Origin of the sequence: Kitasatospora sp. NPDC059722 (assembly GCF_042733235.1) — a bacterium.
Classification (GTDB): Bacteria; Actinomycetota; Actinomycetes; order Streptomycetales; family Streptomycetaceae; genus Kitasatospora.
Genome location: NZ_JBHWGD010000300.1, coordinates 1 through 1,134 on the forward strand (window position 1 = coordinate 1; position 1,134 = coordinate 1,134).

1 pseudogene is annotated in these 1,134 nt (G+C 80.6%); it reads right to left on the minus strand.

The features are described 5' to 3' along the window. Positions 1-1,134 (minus strand): annotated as a pseudogene (locus tag ACFV4F_RS43435) (LuxR family transcriptional regulator); the annotation flags it as partial.

Below are 1,134 nucleotides of genomic sequence, written 5' to 3' on the forward strand. Positions count from 1 at the left end.
ACCCCGCCCCGCCGGGGATCCCCACGCCTCCGCGCGGGCCAGCTCCTCGGTGATCAGCGCGCGGGCGGCGAAGGCGTCGCCGAGCTGGCGGGCCAGGCCGACCGCCCACGGGCGCCACGGGAAGAGCACCGGGTTGCGCCAGCCGGCGGACTCCAGTTCGCGGCCGCAGGCGAGGACGGTGTCCAGGGCGGCGGAAGGGTCGCCGCGGTGCGCCTGCTGACGGGCGCGCAGCAGTCCGAGCATCGCCGCGGGGGCCGCGCCCGTGGGCCAGCGCCGGTCCGCGTCGGCCAGGACCTTGGCGCCGAGCGGCAGGTCACGGGCCGCGAGCGCGACCGCGGCGAGGGCCGCCGTGGCGAGGCCGTCGCCCTCGGGCCCGCCGGCCTCGGCGCGCAGGCGGGCGCGTTCGGCCTGCTCCCGCGCAAGACCGAGCCGGCCGCGGGCCAGGTGGACGAGGGCCTGCTCGGCGTGGCCCGGCGCGGAGTCATCGGCCGGGCCGCCCGGGTGCCGCCCCCGTTCGCCCGCCGAGAGCCAGGACTCCAGCGCACCCGGGGCGTCCGCGCCGACCAGCGTGGTCACCAGCAGCGGCACGACGGAGTGCGGGCTGCGGACGGTGGCCGGCTCCCGTTCGAGGATCCGCTCGGCCAGCCCGGCCAGTTCGGCGGCCGGGCGGCCCGCACCGAGCGTGGCCGCGTGCAGCAGGACGGCCAGCAGCTCGCGCTCGCCGCGCGAGCACACCGCCGGTTCCATGACGCCGAGCCGGCCGATGGAGTCGGCGAGCCGGGCGGGGTCGCGGCAGTCCGCGTGGCGCAGCCGGGCCTCCAGGCGCAGCGCGGCCTCGCGGGCGGCGCCGTCGAGGGTGTCCGGGTCGCCGAGTTCGCACGCGACCCGGCGCAGCAGGGCGGCGGAGGTCGGGCTGGCGGCGCGCAGGAAGTTGGCCGGCAGCTGGAGCGCGGCAGCGGCGCGCTCGCGGGCGGTGGCGAGCAGCGGGATCGCCTGGGCGATGTGCCGCTCGCACGCCGCCCGGTCGAACGACCGCTCGGCGACGGCCAGTTCGACCAGCAGGCGGGCGCGCTCGGGATCGCCGTCGGGGACGTCCAGCAGGGCGCGGCGCCGGTAGCGGGCGGCCGGCGCGGG